General features: G+C 70.2%; 17 protein-coding genes. 3 read left to right on the top strand and 14 right to left on the bottom strand.

The features are described from left to right. Nucleotides 1–5: 5 nt before the first annotated feature. From OPF83_RS06985 to OPF83_RS06975, 3 genes are all read right to left on the bottom strand, one after another. Nucleotides 6–1,649 carry a bifunctional uroporphyrinogen-III C-methyltransferase/uroporphyrinogen-III synthase gene (locus OPF83_RS06985; RefSeq protein ID WP_264886589.1) on the bottom strand — a complete coding sequence of 548 codons (1,644 nt, stop codon included), beginning with the start codon at nucleotides 1,647–1,649 and terminating at the stop codon, nucleotides 6–8. A gap of 72 nt (nucleotides 1,650–1,721) precedes the next feature. Beyond that, nucleotides 1,722–2,783, bottom strand: coding sequence for a hydroxymethylbilane synthase (gene hemC / locus OPF83_RS06980; RefSeq protein WP_264886588.1), 1,062 nt, complete (start codon nucleotides 2,781–2,783; stop codon nucleotides 1,722–1,724). After that, a complete protein-coding gene (locus tag OPF83_RS06975) occupies nucleotides 2,780–4,126 on the bottom strand; it encodes a glutamyl-tRNA reductase (RefSeq protein ID WP_264886587.1) in 1,347 nt (448 codons plus the stop codon). Before OPF83_RS06975 ends, hemC begins: the two co-directional genes overlap by 4 nt. 482 nt (nucleotides 4,127–4,608) lie before the next feature. Here OPF83_RS06975 and OPF83_RS06970 point away from each other — a divergent pair, with 482 nt between their 5' ends. Beyond that, nucleotides 4,609–4,971 carry an HNH endonuclease gene (locus tag OPF83_RS06970; protein WP_264886586.1) on the top strand — a complete coding sequence of 121 codons (363 nt, stop codon included), beginning with the start codon at nucleotides 4,609–4,611 and terminating at the stop codon, nucleotides 4,969–4,971. Here OPF83_RS06970 and OPF83_RS06965 read toward each other — a convergent pair. Next, the gene (locus OPF83_RS06965; RefSeq protein ID WP_264886585.1) at nucleotides 4,968–5,240 is read right to left on the bottom strand and encodes a glutaredoxin family protein; all 273 of its coding nucleotides are present in this window, start codon (nucleotides 5,238–5,240) and stop codon (nucleotides 4,968–4,970) included. The genes OPF83_RS06970 and OPF83_RS06965 overlap by 4 nt on opposite strands. Before the next feature lie 73 nt (nucleotides 5,241–5,313). Between OPF83_RS06965 and OPF83_RS06960 the strand changes: the two genes are divergently transcribed. Then, nucleotides 5,314–6,480: an HAD family hydrolase gene (locus OPF83_RS06960; RefSeq protein ID WP_375546222.1), complete on the top strand. Its 1,167-nt coding sequence runs from the start codon at nucleotides 5,314–5,316 to the stop codon at nucleotides 6,478–6,480. Nucleotides 6,481–6,556: 76 nt separating this feature from the next. On the opposite strand, the gene OPF83_RS06955 is transcribed toward OPF83_RS06960, so the two are convergent. From OPF83_RS06955 to OPF83_RS06925, 7 genes are all read right to left on the bottom strand, one after another. Beyond that, nucleotides 6,557–7,690 carry a lysophospholipid acyltransferase family protein gene (locus OPF83_RS06955; RefSeq protein WP_264886584.1) on the bottom strand — a complete coding sequence of 378 codons (1,134 nt, stop codon included), beginning with the start codon at nucleotides 7,688–7,690 and terminating at the stop codon, nucleotides 6,557–6,559. Continuing rightward, nucleotides 7,687–8,835 (bottom strand): NAD-dependent epimerase/dehydratase family protein, encoded by a 1,149-nt coding sequence (locus OPF83_RS06950; protein WP_264886582.1) that lies wholly within the window; start codon nucleotides 8,833–8,835, stop codon nucleotides 7,687–7,689. The genes OPF83_RS06955 and OPF83_RS06950 overlap by 4 nt, the downstream gene beginning before the upstream one ends. 143 nt (nucleotides 8,836–8,978) lie before the next feature. Beyond that, nucleotides 8,979–9,080 (bottom strand): 30S ribosomal protein bS22, encoded by a 102-nt coding sequence (locus tag OPF83_RS06945; RefSeq protein ID WP_003855542.1) that lies wholly within the window; start codon nucleotides 9,078–9,080, stop codon nucleotides 8,979–8,981. Between the two features lie 196 nt (nucleotides 9,081–9,276). After that, complete coding sequence (locus OPF83_RS06940; RefSeq protein WP_264886562.1) at nucleotides 9,277–9,498, bottom strand: helix-turn-helix domain-containing protein; 222 nt, start codon at nucleotides 9,496–9,498, stop codon at nucleotides 9,277–9,279. A 291-nt stretch (nucleotides 9,499–9,789) separates the two neighbouring features. Continuing rightward, entirely contained in the window at nucleotides 9,790–10,623 is an 834-nt protein-coding gene (proC, locus tag OPF83_RS06935) for a pyrroline-5-carboxylate reductase (RefSeq protein ID WP_264886561.1), read from the bottom strand. A gap of 125 nt (nucleotides 10,624–10,748) precedes the next feature. Next, entirely contained in the window at nucleotides 10,749–12,584 is a 1,836-nt protein-coding gene (locus OPF83_RS06930) for a hypothetical protein (protein WP_264886560.1), read from the bottom strand. Beyond that, nucleotides 12,584–13,531 carry a Ppx/GppA phosphatase family protein gene (locus tag OPF83_RS06925; protein ID WP_264886559.1) on the bottom strand — a complete coding sequence of 316 codons (948 nt, stop codon included), beginning with the start codon at nucleotides 13,529–13,531 and terminating at the stop codon, nucleotides 12,584–12,586. Before OPF83_RS06925 ends, OPF83_RS06930 begins: the two co-directional genes overlap by 1 nt. A gap of 33 nt (nucleotides 13,532–13,564) precedes the next feature. Between OPF83_RS06925 and OPF83_RS06920 the strand changes: the two genes are divergently transcribed. Further along, nucleotides 13,565–14,419, top strand: coding sequence for a hypothetical protein (locus OPF83_RS06920; protein WP_264886558.1), 855 nt, complete (start codon nucleotides 13,565–13,567; stop codon nucleotides 14,417–14,419). A gap of 160 nt (nucleotides 14,420–14,579) precedes the next feature. Here OPF83_RS06920 and OPF83_RS06915 read toward each other — a convergent pair whose 3' ends face one another. The 3 genes from OPF83_RS06915 to OPF83_RS06905 form a co-directional block, all read right to left on the bottom strand. Continuing rightward, nucleotides 14,580–15,269 carry a response regulator transcription factor gene (locus OPF83_RS06915; RefSeq protein WP_264886557.1) on the bottom strand — a complete coding sequence of 230 codons (690 nt, stop codon included), beginning with the start codon at nucleotides 15,267–15,269 and terminating at the stop codon, nucleotides 14,580–14,582. Next, on the bottom strand, nucleotides 15,266–16,462 hold the full coding sequence (locus tag OPF83_RS06910) for a cell wall metabolism sensor histidine kinase WalK (RefSeq protein ID WP_264886556.1): 1,197 nt from the start codon (nucleotides 16,460–16,462) through the stop codon (nucleotides 15,266–15,268). The genes OPF83_RS06915 and OPF83_RS06910 overlap by 4 nt, the downstream gene beginning before the upstream one ends. A 192-nt stretch (nucleotides 16,463–16,654) precedes the next feature. Further along, nucleotides 16,655–17,401 carry a phosphoglyceromutase gene (locus tag OPF83_RS06905; RefSeq protein WP_264886555.1) on the bottom strand — a complete coding sequence of 249 codons (747 nt, stop codon included), beginning with the start codon at nucleotides 17,399–17,401 and terminating at the stop codon, nucleotides 16,655–16,657. Nucleotides 17,402–17,439 lie beyond the last annotated feature (38 nt).

Below are 17,439 nucleotides of genomic sequence, written 5' to 3'. Positions count from 1 at the left end.
CCGCGTCAGCGCCGGCGGGCGCGGCGACGCGGCGGCGGCAGCTCGCCGGCCGCCCGCAGGTGATCGGCGTGGGAGGCCAGTGCGTCGACCAGTTCCAGAACCGAGGCGTTCTCCGGCTGCACGTCCACCCGCAGCCCGAACTCGGCGGCGGTCTCGGCGGTGCGCGGCCCGATGCACGCGATGAGCGTGCGGGCGTGCGGCTTACCGGCGATCCCCACCAGGTTGCGCACGGTGGAGGAGCTGGTGAAGCACACGGCGTCGAACCCGCCGGTCTTGATCATCTCGCGGATCTCGGCGGCCGGCGGAGCGGCGCGGACGGTGCGGTAGGCGGTGACGTCCTCGATCTCCCAGCCACGATCGGTGAGGCCCTCGGCGAGGGTCTCGGTGGCGATGTCGGCACGCGGCAGCAGGACGCGGTTGACCGGGTCCAGTACATCGTCGTAGGGCGGGAACACCTCGAGCATGCCGAGGCTGGACTGCTCGCCCGACGGCAGCAGCTCGGGCTGGATACCCAGCTCCCGGACGCGGGCTGCGGTCCCCTCGCCGACACACGCGATCTTCACGCCGGAGAAGGCACGGGCGTCGAGACCGAACTCGACGAACTTCTCCCACACGGCGCGGACCGCGTTGGCGGAGGTGAACACGACCCACTGGTAGCGGCCGTCGACGAGCCCCTTGACGGCACGCTCCATCTGGGCGGGGCTGCGGGGCGGTTCCACGGCGATGGTCGGCACCTCGACCGGCACGGCACCGTGCTCGGCGATGCGCTCGCTCATCTCGGCGGACTGCGCCTTGGTGCGGGGCACCAGGACGTTCCAACCGAACATGGCGCGCGACTCCCACCACTGGTGACGATGACGCTCACCGGCGGACTTGCCGATGGTCACCACCAGGTCGCCCTCCATGTCGCGGCCGATCTCGGCCATGGTGGCCAGGGTGCCGTCAGCGGACTTCTGGGCGCACATCGAGCCGGAGCAGGTGACGGTCACCGGGGTGCCGGCGGCCAGGCCCTGCTCGCCGAGCGAGGAGGCGGCCTCGGCCAGGTGGCGGCCGGTCGTGCGCAGGACGATCGGCCCGGGGGCGCCGACGAGGGCGGCCCAGTCGACCTTGCCGCGGCTGTCGGCGAAGACGTAGCCGGAGCCCAGCGCGATGCCGGCGAACGCGGGCACGGCGGTGGCCTCGGCGACGCCGGGCACGACCTCGAACGGCACGACGGTGCGACCCACGGCGGCGATCTCGGTGACGGTGGCGTCGGTGGTCATGGGGTCACCGGCGACCAGACGGACGATGTCACGTCCCTTCTTGGCCTCGGCGGTGAGCTGCTTGGCCACGGCGGCGGGCTCGCCCAGCACGGGTCGGATGTCGGCGGCGGTCGGCGCGGGCAGTGCCTTGAGTCGCTTGATCTCGGCCTTGTCCTCCGCGGCGACGGCGGCGTCCATCTCGGCCTGACGCGCGTCGAGCAGTTCCTGCGGGACGGGCACCTCGGTGGCGACGAGTGCCAGTACCTCGGGCGAGACGTCGGCGTCGGCGAAGACCACCGCGTTGCCCGCGAGGACCTCCCGGGCCCGGCAGGTGAGCATCCCCGCGTTGCCTGGGCCGCCGCCGACGAAGCGGACGGTTCCGGGGCGGGTGGTGCGTGCTCGAGTCATTGTTCGTCTCTCCGTGGGGTGGATGTCGCGCGCTGGCTGCGCGCGAGTGGGGAGTTCTGGGAGTGGGTCTGGTCAGGAATCTCGGACGGTCGGTGGCGCCGTCGTGGATTCCCTGGGTACGAGTGGGTCGCCCTGGTCCGGCGCCTCGACGGACATCAGGTCGTTCGCGCCCCGGTCGAGGAGGTCGGCTGCGAGTCGCCGGCCGAGGTCCTCGGCTCCGGCGACGGGCCCGTCCGGGTGCGCGGCGGGGACGGTGGTCCCCACGGCGCGCAGGACCTCCGATCCGTCGTGGGCGGCCACGACGGCGTGGAGCGTGAGCTCGGCGCCCGTGGCGATGGTGTCGCCGCCGGGGTCGGTGCCGGCGAAGGCGGAGTCCGCGGAGTCGACCCCGGTGAGCTCGGCGCGGGCGCCGACGGGCGCGGTGCACCCTGCCTCGAGGTCGGCGAGCAGGCGCCGTTCGGCGGCGATGCGCACGCGGGTCGGGAGGTGGTCGACGACGGCGAGGGCCGCGATCGCCTCCGGGTCATCGGCACGCGCCTCGACGGCCAACGCTCCCTGGGCCGGGGCCGGCAACATCTCGTCGATGCCGAACCGGTGGGTGGCGCGGGCGCCGGCCCGGGTGCGGTCGAGTCCGGCGGCGGCGAGCACCACGGCGTCGAGGTCGCCGCTGGTCACGTAGCCCATGCGGGTGTCGATGTTGCCGCGCAGCGGGCGCAGGTCCAGGTCGGGCCGCAGGGCGGCGAGCTGGGACCGCCGACGCGGCGCGGAGGTGCCGACGCGGGCTCCCTCGGGGAGCGTGTCCAGGGTGAGGCCGTCGCGGGCGATGAGCACGTCCGACGGGTCGACCCGGGGCGGCACGGCGATGGGCGCGAACCGGTCGTCGCGGGCCGTGGGCAGGTCCTTGTAGGAGTGGACGGCGATGTCGCAGTCCCCGCGCTCGAGGGCGGCGCGCAGCTCGAGCGTGAACACGCCGACGCCGATCCGCTCGACCGGCGCCATCACCACGTCGCCCTTGGTCTGCACGATGACCAGTTCGGCCGGGTGGCCGGCGGCGATGAGTGCGTCGCGGACGTGGCCGGCCTGGGTCGTGGCCAGCACGCTCCCCCGCGTGCCCACCTTCAGGATCCTGCTCATGACGCCTCCTCGTCCACGGTTCCGTCCAGGTCGAACAGGGTCCGGACGACCGCCGCGTAGTTCTCCCCGTCCGGCCGGGCGGCGAGTTCCTTGAACTTCACGGTCGGCGGGTGCAGGAGTTTGTCCACGACGCGGCGCACGGTGTTGGTGATCTCGTCCCGCGTCGTGTCGTCCATGTCCGGGAGCCGGGACTCCAGTCGGCGCATCTCGGCGGCGACCACCTGGCCACCGCGGCCGCGCAGTTTGCCGATGAGCGGCCCGACCTCGGCCATGCGCTCGGCCTGGGTGTAGGCGGTGAGCTCAGCGTCGACGATCGTGCGGGCGGCGTCGGACTCCGAGGCCGCGCCGGAGGCTGCGGGATCGGACCGGAGCGCCTCGATGCCCAGGACCGTGACGCCCGGCAGGCCGGACACCGCGGGGTCCACGTCACGCGGCATCCCCAGGTCGCAGATCACGAGCGGGCGCGCGTCCTCCCGGCGGGCGAGGGCGGTGTGGATGTCGCCGAGGGTGACCACCGCGCCGACCGCGCCGGTACAGGTGAAGAGGATGTCGGCCCTGGCGACGGCATCAGCCAGGTCCTCGAGCGGGAACGACGAGGCCGGGGTGCCGGCGTCACGGGCGATCTCCGACAGCCGCTCGGCGCGCTCGGCCGTACGGTTGGTCACGTCGATGTGGGCGATCCCGCTGCGGCCGAGGTGGGCCACGGCGAGTCCGCCCATCGCGCCGGCCCCCAGCACGACGGCTCGACGGCCGTCGAGGCGGCGCCCCGTGGCGGTGGCCTCGCCGGTCACGTCGTTGGCGCTCTCGCCATTGACGATCGCGGCGGCGCGGTCCAGCGCGACCGACACGACCGACGCCCCGGCGGAGTCGATGCCGGTCTCGGTATGGACGCGCTTGCCCACGTGCAGGGCCTGCTGCGCAAGCCGGTGCAGCGTCGTGCCGGCGGCGCCGATGTCCGAGGCCGACTGGTAGGCGGTACGGATCTGTCCGATAATCTGCTGTTCGCCCACGACCATCGAGTCCAGGCCCGACGCCACCGAGAACAGGTGTTCCGCGGCCGATTCGGAGTACCGGATGTAGAGGTGGCGGCTGAGCTCCTCGGCGGACAGGCCGGAGTGCGTGGACAGCAGGGTCACCACGTCGTCGAGTGCCGGGTGGAACGCACCGACGGCGGCGTAGACCTCAACCCGGTTACAGGTGGTGACGATCATCGCCTCGTCGACGTTCTCGCCGGCGATGAGGTCCTCGGTGAGGGAGTCTCGATCCGCCTCGGACACCGCTACGGCCTCGAGCAGCGAGACGGGCGCGCTGTGATGAGAGACACCGACCAGGAGGATGCTCACAACCGACCCCCGGGCGTCGAGGCCCCGCGGGCCCGTGCCAGAATGGATGCCAGATCGTCAACTCGTGACGGAACGGCCACGGAAACGAACAGGGAGCCGCAGGACGATCTCGCGGAACGCTGGTCCACAGTCGGTCGTCTCCTGTCGGTGGGCACGTCGGTATACAGGCCCACGCCGGAGCGGTGCGGTCCTGACGGGACGGCCGCGACCGGCAAGCCTGCGTACGACCCGTAACGAGGTCCACCGTAACCCGCATGACACCCCGGGACAAAACCGTCGCCGGGGCTAATGCTATGCGCAGCCGACCCTTGTCGCTGTGCGCAGCCCACCTGTGTCAGGAACCGCGATCAGCGCCCGGCCCCGGGTGCCGGACCACCGACATCGCCCCACGGCCCCACACACACAGCCGGAGCACCGTCACCCCACTGTCACCCCGGATAGAGGATCGCCCCGTGCCACCCCGTCGCAGAAACTCCTCGTCGATGTCGCCGGCGACCCGGGCCCGCTATGCCCGGCGACGGCAGCGCCGGCTCGCGCAGGTCGACAACGACCTCACCACGGACCAGTGGCACGAGATCCTCGACGCCTGGGGAGGGTGCGCCTACTGTCGGGCGACCGGTCCTGCCCTGCAGCGTGATTGCGTGCAGCCCGTCTCCCGCGGCGGCCGGTACACGGTCGAGAACGTGGTCCCCGCCTGCGCCTCGTGCAACGCGAGCAAGCACAACAGCGAGGTGACCGGCTGGATGCGGCGCAAGAAACTCGACGAGGGCGCGTTCCTGCTCCGTCACGCCACGTTCCTCAAGGAGCTGCGCGAGCGCCAGGCCGAACCGGAGGCGGAGTCCTAGTCGTCCCAGCCCGTGAACGGTTCGGGCTCGGCGAGCGTGGCGACCAGCTCGTCGTCGTCGACCTCCCAGCACGAATGCTCCGCACCGTCCACCAACACGACCGGCAGACGGTCCCCGTACTCCACGGCGAGCTCACGGTCGGCGGCCAGGTCCACGTCCGTGGTCTCAAGGCGCGCGCCCGCGCCCTCACACAGCGGGATCAGCTGGGCGTGGACGCGCACGCAGCTCCCACACCCCTCGCGGGTCAGCAGGGTCACCGTGTGTGTCATGTCTCGATAGTGCCCGACGTCCCCGGGCCTGACCTAGGATGGGGTGCCAGCGACCTGCAGGAGGACACCCCAGGTGAACGACGACGACACCACCCCGCCGGCCGACGATCCCGGCAACGAGGAGTCCAGCCGCGAGGAGTTCGTCGTGGACTCGTCCGAGCTGGACGAGGACGGGGAGTCTGCGGATCCGGGGAGGTCCCTGTTCGGCCTGCACGTGCCCGGTCGTGCGGATGTCATGAGCGCCCTCGGCCGGTTGGTCTGGGTGAGCCGCAACAACCGCACGCAACGCCTGGCAGGTAAGGCCTCCGCCGAGCACGCGGTCAAGATCGAGTCCGGATCCGGGGCGGACACGCTGCCGGACGACGTGCGGGTGCCCCAGACCCCGGCCGCCCCCGACGAGCCCGGAGCCGAGGAGCTCGCCACCGAAGAAGCCCCGGACGAGTTCGCCAACGAGCCGTTCGTGGCCGACCCGAAGGTCGCCGCGTTCTTCGACGTGGACAACACGCTTATCCAGGGCGCATCGATCATCCTGCTGGCCCGTGGCCTGGCCAAACACAAGTTCTTCACCGCACGCGACGTCCTGGGGTTGGCGTGGTCGCAGGCCAAGTTCCGGATCTCGGGCGAGGAGAACAAGGACGACGTGGAGGCCGGCAAGGCCAAGGCGTTGGCGTTCGTCGAGGGTCGCACCGTTGCCGAGTTGACCGCGCTGAGCGAGGACGTGGTGGACACGTCGATGCTCGACCGGGTGTGGCCCGGCACGCGCGCGCTGGTGCAGATGCACCTGGACGCCGGCCAGCAGGTCTGGCTGGTCACCGCCACGCCGTTGATGCTGGCCCGCGTGATCGCCACCCGGCTGGGCCTGTCGGGTGCGTTGGGGACGGTCACCGAGGAGGTCGACGGCGTCTACACCGGTCGACTGGTGGGCGACATCCTGCACGGGCCGGGCAAGGCGCACGCCATCGCGACGCTCGCCGAGGCCGAGGGCTTCGACCTGTCCCGGTGCTACGCCTATTCGGACAGTTTCAACGACATGCCGATGCTGACCATGGTGGGTCACCCGGTGGCCATCAACCCGGATTCGAAGCTGCGGAAGTACGCGTCGGAGAACGGCTGGAACATCAAGGATTTCCGCACGGTGCGCAAGGCGGCGAAAAAGGCCGTTCCGGGCGTCCTCGCGGTGGGCGGTATCGCCGGAGCCGGCGCCGCGGTCCGCTCGAGGCTCGGGACCCGCACGGACTAGGCGGCCCGCGCCAGTCGTGTGCGGGAGCCCCCGGCGGTGGTCCGGGTAGCCCGCGCCGGGCAGCCTGAGCCGAGCGTCAGCCGAAGAACACGCTGCCGCGGCGTGCGAGGTTCCGGAACAGTGTGTTCTGGATGGTCTCGCGGACCTGGTCGGTGATCTCGAAGACCACCATCGGATCGTCGGCGGCCTCGGGCCCGAGATGGGCCGTCTCGATGGGCTCGCCGAACTCCATCGTCCACTTGGTGGGCAGCGGGATGCCGCCGAGTCCGCCGAGGAGCGGGAAGGTGGGCGTGATGGGCATGTATGGGAGGCCGAGCAGGCGGGCGATCGCCGGGATCTCGCCGATCTTCGGGTAGATCTCCTCCGATCCCACGACTGAGCACGGGATGATCGGCGCGCCCGCGGCCAGCGCGGTGGAGACGAATCCGCCGCGGCCGAATCGCTGCAGTCGGTACCGGTCGGCGAACGGCTTGCCGAGGCCCTTGAACCCCTCGGGCCACACGGCCACGACCTCGCCGCTGGTGAGCAGCCGCTCGGCGTCCGCGCTGCAGGCCAGGGTGGCACCCGTGCGGCGCGCCAGCGGTGCCGAGAACGGGAGCGTCATGGCCAGGTCGGCGGCCAGCAGGCGCAGGGAGCGACCGGCGTGGTCGTGCACCGCGACGCTCGTCATGAGTCCGTCGAGCGGGAGGACGCCGGCGTGATTGGACACGATCAGTCCGGCACCGGACTCGGGGATGTTCTCCGCGCCGATCACCTCGACGCGGAACCAGTGCTCGAACAGCGGGCGCCACAAGGGTAGCCACACGGTGCGGTGGAAGTGCTCGTCGAAACCGAACTCGTCGACCTCGTAGGCACCGGTGACGCGGTTGGCGAGGACCTCCCCCGCCGAGTTGATGAGGTCGGCCATCCCCGCCAGGGAGCTGACGTCGCCGGTCGCGAGCATCACGTCGACGCTGCGCGCCACGTCCGCGACGGGGGCGAGCATCTCGGCGTCGACGGGCAGCGCCTCGACGACCTGGCCCAGTGCGGAGCGCATCGAGGTGAGGAACCGGTCGACGATGCGGCCGATCTCGGTGGCCGCGGCGTCACTCCCGGTGGTGGCACCCAGGAATCCCTCGCCCACCATCCGGTCACTGCGGGCGTCACGACGCCCTTCTCCCCAGCGGGGACCCCCGAGGGGTTGGCTCAGATCGAACTCCGGGCCCTTCACTGTGCCTCCTCCAGAAGCTCGGGCAGCGCACCCATGGCCTTGAGCTCGTTGATCGTGGTGCGCACACTGGCGTGAAGTCGGTCAGCCACCGGCGCGGGGAGCAGGGTCGCGATCCGGCCGGCCTTGCTCTCCAGCGAGGCGCGGGTGATCAGTGGTTCCGTACCGGAGTCCACGAGGTACGCGTGCATGGCCTCGTCGGTGGTGTAGCTCGGTTCGAACCCGAACTCGGTACGCATGCGGGTGGTGTCCACCACGCGGCCGTACCGCATGTACCGCAACTGGGACGCACCCACGTCGCGCAGTCCCTGGCTGAGCACGAGCCGGGCGACGAGCCGGAAGGTCTGCGGTGGCACCGGAAGCGGGATGTGTCCGGCCCGGCGGATGGCCTGGGTCAGCGTGAGCACCCCGTCCGCCGCGATGTTGAACGTGCCCGGTGTCGCCCCGAGCGTGGCACGGACAAGGGCGTCCAGGGCGTCCTGCGGGTGCAACAGCTGGACGCGGGGGTCGAAGCCCGCCAGGACCGGCGCCACGGACGGCAGCAGCAACTCCCCCAGGACAGTCGGTTCCGGCAGACCGAGAATGGCGGGGATGCGCAGGATCGTCACGTCGATGTCCGGCCGCTTGCGGGACATGCCGCGCACGTACCCCTCCACGGAGAGGTGGTCCAGTGGGATGCCGCCGCTGGGCTGCCGACGGGCCGCCATGTCCTCGGTGAACATGGCCGGGTCGGCGCCCGAGGACCCGTAGACGGTGGTCGAGGAGATCAGCACGAAGCGCCTGACCGTCGCGGCGCGGCCGCACGCCGCGATGACGTGCATGGAGCCCATGATGTTGGACTCCTTGACGGCCGCGCGTCCGCCCGGCGCGAAATCGGTGTGGAACAGGCCGGCGTGGACCACGGTGTCGATCTCCGCGTCCCGCAGGATTCCCTGCAGGCGGGGCGATTGCGGGTCGAGCCGGACGAACTCCGCGTCGCGCATACGCCTGCGGTGTTGCGCCGACGGTTTGACCGAATCGATGGCGAGCACGCGCTCGACGGACTCGTTCCGGAGCAGCATGCCCACCAGGTGCGCGCCGAGATACCGGCTGCCGCCGACAACCGCGACTCTGCGGGCCGGAGGGCTGGTGGGAGCTTGGGGGTTCACCCGCACGAGTCTAGCCGCGGCACCCCGCTCAGCGGGGACGGGTCCGTGGCCCCTGCCGTGGATACACCGATGCCCGCCACCGGTGAGGGTGACGGGCATCCGCTACAGGCGTGAATCCGGGCGCGATCAGCGCGCAGCCGGACTCACTTACCGAGCTTGCGACGCTGCACGCGGGTCCGGCGGAGCATCTTGCGGTGCTTCTTCTTGGACATACGCTTGCGGCGCTTCTTGATCACAGAACCCATATCGGGGTCACCTACCTGTCGACTACTGGTCGTGGGACATACCGCGCCCCGGCTTCGAAAGCGGGCTCGCCGGGACGTAACCAGTCCAGACTACCTGCAGGCGGCCCCTCGACGGAAATGGACCCGTCCTCCCCTGCCGGCCGCGGCGCTCCGGGCGTGATCCTGGTCGCGATTCCGGTCAGAGCGCCGACCGGGGTCAGCCCGCGGAGAAGTACGAGGTGTCGAGGTACTCGTGCACGGCCTTGGAGTGGACGCGGAACGAGCGGCCCACGCGAACGGCCGGCAGCTCGCCCGAGTGCACGAGTCGGTAGACCGTCATCTTGGACACGCGCATCAGCGCGGCCACCTCGGCCACCGTGAGGAACTGGGATCCCCCAGCAGCCGGTGCGCCGCCCTCGGTCTTGTCGGTAGTCGCCATTGTCACAACCCTTCGTGGCACGCGTCGCGCCGCAGGCTTCCCCTCCTGCGGTACGGACACGCACGTGCTGGGAATGAGCCTAGCGTGAATGGTGTGGTCTATGCGACGGGAGTGGGCGAATTACTTCGATGACACGCCGTCGAATCCCGGGGTAACCCGTTCTGAGCAGGGGTTGTGCTAAACGAATCGGCCCGCCGGGTGGGGTTTCTCTCACCTGGCGGGCCGCTCTCGGTCCTCTCCCGGGGGTCCGCTCGGGACGATCCACAGGAGAGGGCGGTGCGAAGTCGGACGTCAGTCCACGGCGTCGTCTTCTGCCGCGGACGCGGCTATCTCACGCGAGCGCGTCGCGGCACCCTCGACGGCGTCGGCCACGGCGGCGCGGATCCCACCGGCCTCGAGCCGGCGGATGGCGGCAGCGGTGGTGCCACCGGGCGAGCTGACGTTGTAGCGGAGCTGTCCGGGGCCGTCCTCGCCCGCGGCGAGCATGGCGCCCGCGCCGAGGGCGGTACCGGCCGCCAGGGCGTGCGCCACGTCGCGTGGCAGCCCCTGTTCCACGCCGGCGTCCACCATGGCCTCGGCGAGGAGGAAGAAGTAGGCGGGGCCGGACCCGGACACGGCCGTCACCGCGTCCATCTGGGCCTCGGTGACGACGACGACGACACCGACACTCTCCATGATCGTGCGCACCTGCTCGAGGTGCTCGTCCTTCGCGAACCGGCCCTTACAGATCGCGGACACGCCCTTGCCCACGAGCATCGCCGTATTGGGCATCACGCGGACGACCGGAGAGCCGGCACTGAGCCGGTTCTCGAGCGTCTGCGTGGGGACGCCCGCAGCGAGGGAGACCACGATCGACTCGTGGACGCTGTCGGAGATGGCGTCGCCGATACGGTCGACCACGGCCGGCACGTCGTTGGGTTTGACGGCCACGACGATCACGTCGGCGCCTTCACAACCGATGTCGAGGCCGGTGGAGAGGATGTTGTACCTCTTGGCCAACTCGTCTGCGCGGGCCTGGACGGCCTCGATCACCACGATGTCTGACGCCGGCGTACCGGCCTCACGGAGCCCTGCGATGAGCGCCTCTCCGATGCGGCCGCCACCGACCACTGCGATTCTCGTCATGGCTTTCAGGGTGCCACACCGGCGCTCATCGCTTTACTCGTCGAGGGTCATGACGGGCTCAGACGAGTTCCGCCCGCATCCGGCGTGCGGATGCGGGCGGAATGGAGTCGCTGTGCGATCAGCTCCTAGGTGATCAGCCGGAGGAGAAGCGGACCGCAGGTCACGGCCAGGCCCACGACCACCGCCAGGGCGATGCTGACGGTGTCGTTGGACCTGCGGAGGACGCGCACCATGCCGACGAGGACGAAGACCACGATGATCGCGAGCGCGAACGCCACCCACGGGAGGTCGCCCCACAGCAACTGGAAGCCGAGGAACAGCGCCGCACCGGCGACCGCGGAGGCGAGCACCTGCGCGATGAGGATGAGCCACTGCGATGCGCCCGAACGCTCGGTGGTGTCCGGGTCCCGGTCGCGACGATCGAGGTCGCGTCGGGAGTCGGCGTCGCCGGCGGTGGCTGCCGCTTCGGTGCCAGTTGCCGAGTCGGTACCAGTTGCCGAGTCGGTGCCGGCGGCCGAATACTTACCGGCGGCTGAATCCTTGCCGGCAGCCTTGGTCGCGGCGAGGCCGGCGGCACCAGCGGCTGCGGCACCTGCTGCGGCGACGCCCACACCGGCCTTGCCACCGTCCTTGTCGGCGTCGGTCTTCTTGCCCCCGTCCTCAGCGCCCGCGCCGGTTGCCGCATCGGCGTCTGGTCCACGGTGGGCGGTCGAGCCGCTGCCCGAGGGAACGCCCCAGGCCGGCGACTGCGCTGCGTCAGCCGAGGCCCTTGCACCCTGTACCGGAGCGGCGCCGGAAACGGTCGAGGCACTGCCCGCAGTGCCTGCACCAGCAGCAGCACCTGCACCGGCAGCGGCGCCGGTGCCCGTAGTAGCCGCAGTGGTCGCGCCGCCGGGCCTGCCAGCGTCCTTGGCGTCGGCCTTGTCGTCGGACCTGCCGGCTGTCTTGTCAGCGGACGTGTCCTTGGCCGCGGCGCCGGCCATCGCCGCGCCACCCGCCACCGCGGCACCGGCGGCTGCAGCTCCGCCTGCTGCGACACCGGCGGTGCCGAGCCCTGACCGTCCGCCGTCACGCTTCGCCTCGGAGGACTCGACGCCCGTTGTGCTCGAGTCACCCGCGGTGCTCGAGTCACCCGTGGTGCTCGTGCCAGCGGTCGAGGTCGGGGCCGCAGTCCGTGCCGAATCCTCGGACTTGGTCTGGTCGGCGCCCTTACGCCCCCGGCCGAACAGTCCGCGGAGGCCGCCCTTCTTGCCGGATGTCTCAGGGGGCTTGTCGGACGTTTCAGGGGCGTCGGCAGCGAGGGCGTCCGCCTTCGGGACCGCCGGGCTCGCAGACGACGGGGACCCCGTGGAGGTGGTCGAAGTCCCGGGCGCCGACTGGGCGGGGATCCGGGTGGTGGTAGCCGCGGACGGAGCCGCCGTGGGGCCGCCGGGACGGTCCTGGGTCGGAGTGCTCGGGGTCGGCGTGGCGGGACGCTTCGTCGGGGAGCTCGGCGTGGTGGAACTCGGCGTGGTGGAACTCGGCGTGGTCGCACTCTGCCCGGCGGGAGCCGATGCCGCGGCGCCCGGCGTACGGCCGGACTGCGGGGTGGACGGCGTCTTCGTCGTCGTCGAACTCGTCGGCGTGGCACCCGCACCGGTGCCGGACGGCACCACCTTCGGCCCCTCCGACTTCCGCTGGGCCTGGGCTGCGGTGCCCTCCCCCGCGGACGGCGACTGACCACCCGCTTCGGACTCCTGCGCCTCCTGAGCCTCGCGCGCACGACGCCGCGCCGCACGACCGCTCAGCACGGTGTCGTCAGTGATCCGCGGGATCTCTCCGGTGAGCTCGGAGACACTCACTCCACCCTCGTCCGCCCGGCGACGCCGGCGCCCGGACGGAGCGGACTGCTGCTCCGCGCCCATGCGCTTGAGCAGCTCCGCCACGGTGATCTGCTGACCGTCAGGATCTTCGGCCATCATCAGTTCCCCTTCTCGTCGCCGCCCAGGTCCCGGTCGAGACGCTGCAGGATCAGCCCCTCACGCAGAGCCCACGGACAGATTTTCACACTTTCCAGTCCCAGTGCACGCATGGACGCCTCCGCGACCAGCGCGCCGGCCACCACCTGGTGCGACCGGTCAGAGCTGATTCCCTCCAACTCTGCCCTGTCCGCTGCGGTCATGCGGGAGATGAACGAGATCACCTGACGCAAACCGGCAGCGGTGAGAGTTCTCTCAACCCGCGGCCCCTCCGAGGACGGTGCGGCACCCGTCAACCGGGCGAGCATACGAAACGTCTTGGAGGTGGCGCACGCCAGATCCGGTTCGCCGGCCGTCTTCAGCTCCTTGGCCGGGCCCTCCAGCTCCGCGTCGATGTAGTCGCGCAGCTGGTTGATCCGCTTGCGTTCCGGCGGATCGGACTTGAACCAGTCGTGGGTGAGGCGGCTCGCGCCCAACTGGAGGCTGAACGCGTGCTCGGGGAGTTCGTCCTCCCCGCTGGTCAACTCCAGCGACCCTCCACCGATGTCGAGGTTGAGGATCCGCCCGGCACTCCAGCCGTACCACCGGCGCGCGGCCAGAAACGTCATCCGTGCCTCGTCCTCACCGGAGAGCACGCGCAGTTCGATCCCGGTCTCCTTGGTGACCTTGGCCAGGACCTCGTCCGAGTTATTGGAGTCGCGCACCGCCGAGGTGGCCAGCGCCATGACCTCTTTGCACTTGGTGGCGCGGGCGAGATCGGCTGCCTCGTTCACCGCGTCGATGAGGCGGGCGATGCCGGTCTTGGAGATGTTGTTCTCCTCATCCAGGTACTCGATGAGGCGCAGGCGGGTCTTGGAATCGTTCATCGGGGTCGGATGACCGCCACGATGCGCGTCGACGACGACGAAGTGCACCGTGTTACTTCCGACGTCCAGGACACCTAATCTCACACGACCACCCTAAAGGGTCTACGGTCGCAAGTTGTGACCGCCACTGAACCTTCTCCAACCCCGGGTGCCCCTCAGCCCGAGGTCCCTCTGGACTTCCCCCGCGAGTGGTACAGCTTCACCGACCCGACGAACGACGAACATCTCATCTCCGTCGACATGACCTGGCTCCTGTCGTCGTGGACGTGTGTGTTCGGTTCGCCCGCATGCCACGGCATCGACGCCTCCCAGCCCGAGTCCGGATGCTGCACCCACGGCGCGTTCATCAGCGACGCCGAGGACCGCGAGCGCCTCACCCTCAACGTGTCCAGGCTGGAACCCGGCGAATGGCAGCACCGCGATGCCGCCATCGAAGCCACCGGGGCTGAGAATTCCGACCACGAGGCCTGGCTCGAGATGGACGAACTGACCGGGGACGACGGCGAGATGGAGCCCGCGCTGCGCACCCGCAGGCACAAGGGTCGGTGTGTCTTCTTCAACGACCCCGGCTGGCCGGCGGGCTCGGGCTGCGCGCTGCACCACATGGCGATGCGGACCGGGCGCCCGCTCACCGAGGCAAAGCCGGACGTGTGCTGGCAACTGCCCCTACACGTGACGCACGAGTGGGAGGACCGGCCCGACGAGGTCGAGATCCTCCACACCAAGGTCAGTGAGTACGACCGTCGCGGCTGGGGTCCCGGCGGACTGGACCTGGACTGGTACTGCACCGGTTCTCCCGAAGCACACGTCGGCGCGGAGCCCGTGTACCTCTCGCTCCGCGACGAGCTGATCGCGCTGCTCGGCGATGAGGTGTACGAGGTGCTGGCCGCCGCGTGCGGGCGGCGTCGCCAGTTGGGCATCGTCGCCGTCCACCCGGCGACCGAGCGGGCCTGCGGATCCAGCTCCTGCTGAGCCCTCCGCAGATCCGCTACTCCTGCTCAGGATCCGCTACCCCCAGGCGCCTCCGAATCCGCTACTCCTGCTCAGGATCCGCTACCCCCACGGGAGTAGCGAATCCGCAGGCGGAGTAGCGAATTCTGGGAGTTGGCGGTGGGTGGTGGGGCGAGGCCGGTCAGCCCTCGAACTTGTAGCCAAGCCCGCGCACCGTCACGAGGTTGACCGGCTTGCCCGGGTCCGCCTCGATCTTCGAGCGCAGGCGCTTGACGTGCACGTCGAGGGTCTTGGTGTCGCCGACGTAGTCCGAACCCCACACCCGGTCGATGAGCTGACCCCGGGTGAGCACGCGACCGGAGTTGCGCAGCAGGTACTCGAGCAGGTCGAACTCCTTGAGCGGCAGCGTGACCTGCTCACCGCGAACGGTCACCGTGTGCCGCTCGATGTCCATCCGGACCGGCCCGGATTCGAGGACGCCGACCTCGTCGACTTCCTCGGCCTCCTTCTCCGTGCCACGGCGCAGCACGGCCCGGATCCTGGCGATGAGCTCACGAGCCGAATACGGCTTGGTCACGTAGTCGTCGGCCCCCAGCTCGAGGCCCACCACCTTGTCGATCTCACTGTCGCGCGCGGTCACCATGATCACCGGCACGCTTGAGGTGGCCCGGAGTCGCTTGCACACATCCGTCCCGGACATCCCCGGGAGCATGAGGTCGAGCAACACGATGTCCGCGCCGTGGGACTCGAATCGTTCCAGCGCGGTCGGCCCGTCGCCGGCGATGGTGACGTCGAAGCCCTCCTTACGGAGCAGGAACGCCAGCGGATCCGCCAACGCGTCCTCGTCCTCCACGATCAGCACCCTGGTCACGGCACCTGGTCCTCTCCTTGTTCGACATGCTCTGCTGCGGGAGTCTTCCCACCGAGTTCCGACTCTGTATAGGCCGGGAGTTGAAGGGTGAAGGTCGACCCGGTCCCGGGTCGGCTCCACAGGGTCACGACGCCGTTGTGGTTCTGGGCGACGTGCTTGACGATCGCCAGTCCCAGTCCGGTGCCGCCGGTGGCACGCGACCGGGCCTTGTCGACGCGGAAGAAACGCTCGAAGACGCGCGCCTGGTGTTCGGGGGCGATCCCGATCCCGCGGTCGGTCACCCGGAGCACCACGGTCCCGCCCGTGCAGTCCCGGGTGATCGACACCGGGGTGCGCTCGGGCGAGTAGTTGATGGCGTTGAGGATGAGGTTGGCCAGCGCGGTGACCAGCAGGGTCCAGTCGCCCTTGACCTCCAGCCCCGACGGCGCGTCGGTGATGAGCTCGATCTCGGCAGCTTCCGCGGCCGACTGGGCCCGCCGGATGGCCTCGTCCACCACGTCGTCGACCGCCACCGGCTCCGGGTCGCGGATCCGCTCCGCACCCTGCAGGCGGGAGAGCGCGATGAGCTCGGTGACCATCTTCCCCAGTCGCTGGGCCTCGTCCACGACGCGACCACCGAAGTACTCGACCTGCTCCGGGTCGTCCTTGGACTCCAGCAGTGCCTCGGCCAGGAGCGCCATCGCCCCGACCGGGGTCTTGAGCTCGTGCGAGACGTTGGCAACGAAGTCCCGGCGTGCGGCCTCCATGCGCCGGTGCTCCGAGTCGTCGTCGGCGAACACCACGACGAACTGCTCACCGTGCCCCTCGAGGATCTCACTACGGCCACTGATCGACGGAATCCGGCGACGGCCCGCGGCCATTTTCGGCGGCAGGTCGAACGCCGAGGGCTTGCCGTCCTCGAACGTCGCGTCGGCCGCTTTCCAGATCGAATCGATCAGCAGTCGGTCCTCGACGATTCCCAGTTCCGCGGCTCGACGGTTGAAGAGGACCACGTCCTGGTGACGGTCCACCACAGCCAGCGCCGTCGGGGCCTGTTCGTAGACGGACCCCAGCACATCGAGGCGGGTCGGCCCCGCCTGCTCCGCCCGGCGACGGTCTGCGCGTGCGTTGAGTCTGGGGATGATGAATCCGCCCACCACGAAGCCGATGACACCGGCGACGATGGCGAGGAAGATCCCCAAACTGACCTGCACGCTCCAGATACTACGTCGCAAGGTGTCGTGCCAGAAAACGCAGAACCCCCGGCCACCTGCAGGAAGTTCGCAGGTAGACGGGGATTTACTGCTCATTTACCGGACCGTCACCGAGCGTGAGCCCAGCGTGTCCCCCTGCCGGGCCGATCACCGTGCGGCGATGCCGGTTTCACCTCACTTCGGACGTGCCGGTCACTTACCACCCTGGTTGGCGACGGCCGCGGCGCCGGCAGCGGCAGCCTCCGGGTCCAGGTAGGTGCCACCCGGGTTGGCGACCTCGCCGGCCTCGTCGAAGCGGTAGACCAGCGGGATGCCGGTCGGGATATTCAGCTCGGCGATGTCGGAATCCGAGATGCCGTCGAGGTGCTTGACCAGCGCGCGCAGGGAGTTTCCGTGCGCCGCCACCATCACGGTCTCGCCGGCGGCGAGACGCGGGGCGATCTCGGCGGAGTAGTACGGGATGAAGCGGTCGACGACGTCCTTGAGGCACTCGGTCAGCGGCACTTCCGGCAGGTCGGCGTAGCGGGCGTCCGCGGTCTGCGAGTACTCGTTGTCCGCATCGATCGCCGGCGGCGGGGTGTCGTAGCTGCGGCGCCACAGCATGAACTGCTCGTCGCCGAACTCCGCCTTGATCTCCGCCTTGTTGAGTCCCTGGAGCTTGCCGTAGTGACGCTCGTTGAGCTTCCAGTGCCGGATGACGGGAATCCAGTGACGATCGCACGCGTCGAGCGCGATGTTCGCGGTGGTGATCGCGCGACGCAGCAACGAGGTGTACAGCACGTCGGGGAGGATGCCCGCCTCCGCGAGGAGCGCGCCACCGCGGACGGCCTCCTCGCGACCGAGGTTGGTCAGGTCGACATCGACCCAGCCCGTGAACTGATTGGACGCGTTCCACTGGGACTGCCCGTGACGCAGGAGGACGAGTGTTCCGTAAGCCATACCCACATTATGACCCGTCGCCCACCCGCTACGGTGCA

Origin of the sequence: Dietzia sp. NCCP-2495, assembly GCF_026011735.1 — a bacterium.
In the GTDB taxonomy this organism is placed as follows: domain Bacteria; phylum Actinomycetota; class Actinomycetes; order Mycobacteriales; family Mycobacteriaceae; genus Dietzia.
The sequence above is the reverse complement of the archived record's forward strand: the minus strand, read 5'-3'. Positions and strand labels throughout refer to the sequence as shown.